Raw genomic sequence first — 6,712 nt, 5'->3', positions numbered from 1 at the left:
ACTAAAACCGCCAATTACTCCATTAATTCAGTCCTTACCTGCCGGCAATACAGTTAACCGTTTAATCAGAATATAAACTTCAGTTTACAGTAAAACGAACCCGGAAATAACAGTTAAGCTGTTTACATCAGCAAAGGTTTCAGCGTGCAGGTTAATTTTAGATCCTGCATTTAAACTTAAGTGATGATCTGGTTGCAATTGGCGGTTTTAGTTATCATGATTCTCATAGGTTCGAGACTGAAAGGAATTGCGCTCGGACTTATGGGGATCCTTGGTATGTTCATCTTCGTGCAGGTTTTCAGGATGCGGCCCACCGCACCGCCGGGCGATGTGATGCTCATCATCATTTCCATTGTAACTACGGCCGCGGCATTGCAGGCAGCAGGCGGACTTGATTATCTTGTTTACCTCGCGGAAAAAATCATCCGCAAGCAACCTAAAGGCATCATTTTTATTGCTCCTTTTACGGTTTATGCCTTATGTCTTTTTGCCGGCACCGCGCATATCGTTTATTCTTTGTTACCTGTAATATCTGAAGTGTCAACAAATACCAGGATCAGGCCGGAACGGCCGCTGAGTATTTCGGTGATCGCATCGCAGTTTGCCATGACCGGAAGTCCAATGAGCGCTGCAACTGCCGCCATGGCTGCATTGCTGATGGTTCCCGGTGCCTCGCTTATGATCATGAAAGTTTGTATTCCCGCCTGCATTATCGGGTTGCTGGCAGGCGCCCTTTCCGTTTATAAGATGGGAAAGGAACTGAAAGATGATCCCGTGTTCCAGGAAAAGATGAAGGACCCTGAATTCGAAAAAGCTATGACTGCCGCGGCAGCGGAAACAAAGCGGGTAATAAAACCGGGCGCAAAAACTGCGGTGCTCATCTTCGCAATCGCCATCGCAATGGTAGTACTCGGCGGATCTTTTCCTCATCTTGTTCCCAATATGGCAGAGGGTGTTCCGAATTTCAGCGTCAATGCCGACGGTACGTTAAAGATGGTCACCATTATCGAAATTGTAACCTTATCTGCAGCTGCACTAATTATGCTGATCACGAAAACCAGTGCAGCTGATATCGTTAAAGCAAGTCTCTTCAACTCTATGGCTTCGGCCGTGATCAGCGTATTCGGCGTTGTATGGATGAGCAGCACTTTCATGGCGCATAATGAAGAAGTGATAAAGCAGGCGATGGGTGGACTTACAGCCAATTATCCTTGGACTTTCGCCATTGCCGTTTTCCTGATGGGAACGCTGATGTTCAGCCAGAGTGCAACCGCAAAGGCGATGATGCCGCTGGGCATGACACTGGGACTTCCGGTCCCTGTTCTCATTGCCATGTTCCCCGCAACAAACAGTTATTTCTTCCTGCCCGGTTATCCTACACTGGTTGCCGCTATCAACATCGACAGAACGGGATCAACGAAAATTGGCAAGTATGTACTTAACCACAGCTTTATGCGCGCCGGGCTGGTTACAACTACCGTGTCTATCGTGGTTGGCTTATTGCTGAACAGGCTGTATGGTTAGAATTTTTTATTGCAAATAAACAAGACATGCGACAAAGCAACGATCGCAACCTGCTGTCAGGTGAACGTTCACTATCCGATGAGCTTCGTGATTCCCATAAAGCCATGTCTGACCTGTGGCAGGGCGTAACCACGTTTTCCAATGTCAAAAACTGCGTTACGTTTTATGGTTCTGCAAGGTTCGGCGATGGTAATAAGTTTTACCAGCTTGCCAGGGAAACTGCCAGGCTGCTTGCCTCCAGTGGCTTTACCATTATGACGGGAGGCGGACCGGGAATTATGGAAGCAGCAAACCGCGGGGCTAAAGAAGGCGGTGGACTATCACTCGGTTGTAATATCAAACTGCCGTTTGAACAAAAGTTGAATCCTTATGTCGATCTGCAGGTTGAATTTGAATTCTTTTTCACCCGTAAAGTTATTCTCCGGAAAAATTCAATTGCCTATGTGCTGCTGCCGGGCGGCTTTGGAACCATGGATGAAATTTTTGAAGTGCTTACCCTGATCCAGACAGGCAGGCTTCCGCAACGTCCTGTTGTTTGCATGGGCACAGAATACTGGCAACATCTGCGCAATTTCCTGCGCGAAACCATGGTGGAGAATGGTACCATTTCGCCAACCGACCTGGAACTTGCATTTGTGACTGACGATCCGGAAGCGGTGCTCAGCTATATAAGGGAAAGAACTTCACCCCCGATGTATGCTGACACGGAGCATAATGACGTTTATTGAAGAAATGTATAATTCAAAAGGGCTTTCTATAAATCTGAGGTTATGAAAGATAAAGACAATAAAGACAAAATACGCGTTGAAGAAATTAACGCACTTAACAAGAAAGAACTGATTAAGAGAGCGAAAAAGTTTTCGCAGCAGTTTTGTGTATCAGATGGAGATGGATTCCGGTTGAAGGATTTTGATCCTTCTGAAGATGGAGGCATAGGTCCGGAGGGAAAAGCGGCGGCCAAAGAGATCCTGCAGCAAGGTGTGGAGGCGCTGGCTGCGATGCAGGACATCCTCTACGCGCAGGACAGGTGGGCCATCCTGCTCATTTTCCAGGCCATGGATGCTGCGGGTAAGGACGGCGCGATCAAACATGTGATGTCGGGTGTGAACCCCCAGGGGTGTCATGTTACTTCATACAAAGCGCCATCTGCAGAAGATCTCGACCATGACTACATGTGGCGTTGTACGAAGAATTTGCCGGAAAGAGGCAGGATCGGCATCTTTAACCGATCTTACTACGAAGAGGTGCTGGTGGTTCGCGTGCACGAGAAACTCTTAAGGTCACAAAAATTGCCGGAAGAACTGATCACGAAAGATATCTGGGAAGACCGGCTGAAAGATATCCGCAACTTCGAACGTTACCTCAACCGGAACGGCGTGCTGGTTTGTAAGTTCTTCCTCAATGTGTCCCGCAAGGAACAAAAGAAGCGTTTCCTCGAACGAATTGAGAACCCCGACAAGAACTGGAAGTTCTCAGCTTCGGATGCCCGGGAGCGGAAATACTGGAAGGACTACATGGAAGCATACGAAGACCTGATCACGCATACAGCCACTAAAAATTCGCCGTGGTACGTGGTGCCGGCTGATAATAAGGCTTTCGGTCGCATCGTAGTAGCCTCTGCAATTATCAATACCCTCGATTCCCTCGGGCTGGAATACCCGAAACTGAGCGAAGAAAAGCTGGCAGAACTGCAGGCCGTTAAACAGGAATTGCTGGCAGAGGAATAGGAAAATGTGTCGTTCGGGACAGTTGCCGCCTGAAATTTTTGCCGTTCATGCAGATTTCTCCGGTGATTGTATAACCGTTCTGTATGCTCGCCATATCCTTTCAATTGTGTTTTACGTTCCCGGCATCGCTTTTTGATGTTTGCCGATAGCTTCTTCTTAGCTTCTTCATAGCTTCTTCCTTCGGTCTTCCTATGGTTCGGTGTATATCGATGGGCGGCCTTTTGACTTAAATCGTGTCACTCGTGCAGGCGTTACACATAAATCTTAGTGTCACTCATACCATCTGTACAGGTCACTCATACAGATTTGTCCCTTCGCGCTATACTCATTCTCCCTTATTCCTCCCTTTATTTCCGCTTCGGCGCAGGCTCGGCGTAGCCTTGTTGTTACCTTTTTCTATAGTCAGGACGGCTTTAAGACGGCTTTGGGACGGCCTCAGGGCAATTTTTAGTTTTTCTCTACCGCGCCCCGTTTTCCAGCAAAAAACGAACCATATCCTCCTGTCCGTATTTAATCGCATAACCCAGCGGGGTAGCAGACAGCTCTTCATCAACGGCGTTTATATCCGCTCCATGTTTCAGGAAGATCTTAGCATTTTCAAGATCTCCTTTTTTCGCAAAGGTGTGAAGCGGTGTAATTCCCAGCCAGTTCCGGTAAGAAGCGTTCATGCCATGCCGGAACAGCAGTTCAATCAGCGACTCAGACTGTGCAACATCCTGTGGTCCCTGGCTGCGGACGCCCACTGCGATCTTCGAAGGAAGGCCTGGCTGATACCGGAGCATCAGCTTTACAAATGATTCGTGTCCTTCCATGACCGCACATTCCAACGCATAGGGATCATTAGCCATTTCCGGGTTGGCTGCAAAAACAGCCGCAGCAGTTTTAATATCGCCGTAGTAGGCGAGTATCGGAACATCCCGCGCTGCACCATAGGAACAGAGCAATTCAACAAGCCCGGGATCATCCTGCTCCAAAGCCATTGTGAGTGTATCTGCCGAGCTTTCTACAGGAACGTTCGGGTGTGCGCCATGGTTCAGCAGCAGTTCTACAATTTCGCGATGCCTGTTCACAACAGCTTCGTGTAAGGCCCGGCCTTTTGGTGCAATCCCTTCTTCGGGTAGGTTTGGGTCAGCACCACGTTCGAGTAAGAGCTTTACGATCTCAATGTGTCCGCCCTGCGCAGCATTCTTTATGGCCGGACCTGACCCTGCATAATAGGTCACATATTCCATATGATTCACGAGGGCAGGATTGTCGTCCAGCAGTTCACGAACGCGACTGATATTTCCAGTAAGCGCCGCCATGCCAATGTCCAGGTAAGCTCCCTCAGCAATCAAAAGGTTGAACATGTCGCGAGGTGTTGCAGCGACATCTTTCGGTACATCACGCCAGCCACGGAAATCGTAGTCGCCATTGCATAACTGTAATGGTCGTGCACTGTCCGCACGTTTCGCGTCAATGTCTGCTCCATGTGCAAGCAACTCCTTTACCATTTCAGGCTGCCTCGTCATCATAGCCCAATGAATGGGTTGATTGGAACGACTATCACGGGCATGGACGATTGACCCATCTCTATGCAACAGTTCCTTCAAAGCTGTTAAGTCACGGCTGCGGATCACTGCCGCAATTTTTTCTCCGCCGGGAGTGGCCTGGTGGTTGCCCGCAAGTGCTTTTTCCAGCATCGTGGCGAGTTCTGCGTAACCGCGATCTTTAGCCATTTGTAACAGCGTATCTGAAGTGCCGCTGTTTACCGGGTTCGCACCACGTTCCAGCAACAAGGCAGCCGCTGCTACCTGGTTTTCGCGGACAGCGAAATACATCGGCGTGCGGTAATCGTAATGACAGCGTACAAGCGAAGGGTCTTTTTCGAGAAGTGTGCGGATCGCACCGATATCTCCATCCCTGCACGCACAGAATAAGGCCCACACATCGGTACCGGTGCCGGTCGACCAGGTCAGTGGTTCGTTTTTACTTAGTGTTTCGGGTTGGGTCACATTTGAAAGTTAGAAGTAAAAATGCAAATTTTAAAAGGGGGTTACTAGATTTGATTAACCATGCGTCAGACTGCGAACCATACGATTTTACAACGGGCCACAAAGGCGGAATGGGAACAGGCCGCGGCCGAGAACCACCGGCAACTATTCTGCAGCGGCGCAATTGCCGCAGGTGGCGAAGTGCATAGTGAAGGGGGCATTACCTGGACTTACGCCGGTCCGGGCAAAGCTGCAAACATTGCTTTCCCCGATTTGGATCCGGAAACTGCGGGTGAATACATGGACAGGGCGATGGATTTTTATCGCCGCCATGAGGCTGTAAACGTGGGTTGCTGGTCATTGGATCCGCCCACTCCTGCCGACATCGGCATCCGGCTTCTTGCCCGCGGGTTCCAGCCCGGCTGGCAACCTTGCTGGATGGTGATGGATCTGCATGAGTTGACTGATGAAGAATTGCCGGCGGGTCTTCAGATTGAAGCGGACAATGATTCAGACATAACCCGGGTACCGGACCTTCCTTACGCTGATGATAACGCCTATATGTCGCGTACATTGCTGCAATCGCAGCCGGAAGCAGCACAGCGGCTGATCGCAAGAGTGGATAATGTTATCATTGGTCAGACCTGCCTGTTCATGACAACCGGTCCATTGGGCATTGCGGGTATATACAACGTCGGCGTTATCCCGTTCAAACGCAAACGGGGAATTGGAAAGGCATTGGTTATTGCCGCCTGCAAACTTGCCCGCAACAAAGGGTATCGCTATGCGATGCTGAATGCCAACCATCTCGGCAGACCGCTTTATGAAAAAGTAGGATTTCAGCTTGTTGGCTATGGTGCCACATGGTGGCTCATGAACAGCAATTATATTTCCACTCCCGCTCCCGAAGAATTGATTGCATTGACAGAATCCTGCGGCAGGGGCGACATTGCTGCAATGGAAACCGCTGGTGCCAGGCTCCCCCAAACTGTATTAAACACAGCCCTAAATAACGGAATGACGTTGTTGCAGGTTGCCGCCATGTACCGGCAGCCGGCTGCCGCCGAATGGCTGGTAGCGCATGGCGCAAATTTTACAGCTCTCGACGCCTGGGACCTGCAATGGGAAGAACGTGCCACAAACCTGCTGCTGGCAGACCCCGGAGAGGTTAACCGCCGCTACTTCGAATGGAATGGAACTTTGCTTCATATCGCCGCAGAACGGAACGACCTCCGGCTGGCACAGCTTGCCCTGTCAGCGGGAGCAGACCTCAGCATCCAGGATACAATCCATCATGGCAATGCTCTTGACTGGGCCATATTCTTTAAACGCCCCGAAATTATCTCCCTGATCAGGGAAAAGGGTCAACCCACAGCTCGCATGTGATTTATGCCGGTATAACTTGACTACGACAATTTCCCGGTGGGAAAATTCTTCGATTAAGGTATTACGATGATGGGAGGCCAGGCTCCTGCGCACAAATATGTT

The 6,712-nt window shown here is 49.7% G+C and carries 5 protein-coding genes; 4 read left to right on the top strand and 1 reads right to left on the bottom strand.

Going from position 1 to position 6,712, the window contains the following annotated elements:
• Positions 1 to 183 precede the first annotated feature (183 nt).
• Genes OI18_RS20130 through OI18_RS20120 form a run of 3 tightly spaced genes read left to right on the top strand, consistent with a single transcriptional unit; the run spans position 184 to position 3,251 of the window.
• Positions 184 to 1,524 carry an anaerobic C4-dicarboxylate transporter family protein gene (locus OI18_RS20130; RefSeq protein WP_039143185.1) on the top strand — a complete coding sequence of 447 codons (1,341 nt, stop codon included), beginning with the start codon at positions 184 to 186 and terminating at the stop codon, positions 1,522 to 1,524.
• 26 nt (positions 1,525 to 1,550) lie between these two features.
• The gene (locus OI18_RS20125; protein ID WP_052273427.1) at positions 1,551 to 2,252 is read left to right on the top strand and encodes an LOG family protein; all 702 of its coding nucleotides are present in this window, start codon (positions 1,551 to 1,553) and stop codon (positions 2,250 to 2,252) included.
• Positions 2,253 to 2,294: 42 nt separating this feature from the next.
• Positions 2,295 to 3,251, top strand: coding sequence for a polyphosphate kinase 2 family protein (locus OI18_RS20120; RefSeq protein ID WP_082038063.1), 957 nt, complete (start codon positions 2,295 to 2,297; stop codon positions 3,249 to 3,251).
• A gap of 458 nt (positions 3,252 to 3,709) precedes the next feature.
• On the opposite strand, the gene OI18_RS20115 is transcribed toward OI18_RS20120, so the two are convergent.
• On the bottom strand, positions 3,710 to 5,245 hold the full coding sequence (locus OI18_RS20115) for an ankyrin repeat domain-containing protein (protein WP_039143240.1): 1,536 nt from the start codon (positions 5,243 to 5,245) through the stop codon (positions 3,710 to 3,712).
• A gap of 60 nt (positions 5,246 to 5,305) precedes the next feature.
• Between OI18_RS20115 and OI18_RS20110 the strand changes: the two genes are divergently transcribed.
• A complete protein-coding gene (locus tag OI18_RS20110) occupies positions 5,306 to 6,610 on the top strand; it encodes a GNAT family N-acetyltransferase (RefSeq protein ID WP_039143183.1) in 1,305 nt (434 codons plus the stop codon).
• Positions 6,611 to 6,712 lie beyond the last annotated feature (102 nt).

The organism is Flavihumibacter solisilvae (assembly GCF_000814475.1).
Lineage (GTDB): Bacteria > Bacteroidota > Bacteroidia > Chitinophagales > Chitinophagaceae > Flavihumibacter > Flavihumibacter solisilvae.
Note: the sequence above shows the minus strand (reverse complement) of the source record. Positions and strands in the feature narration are given on the sequence as shown.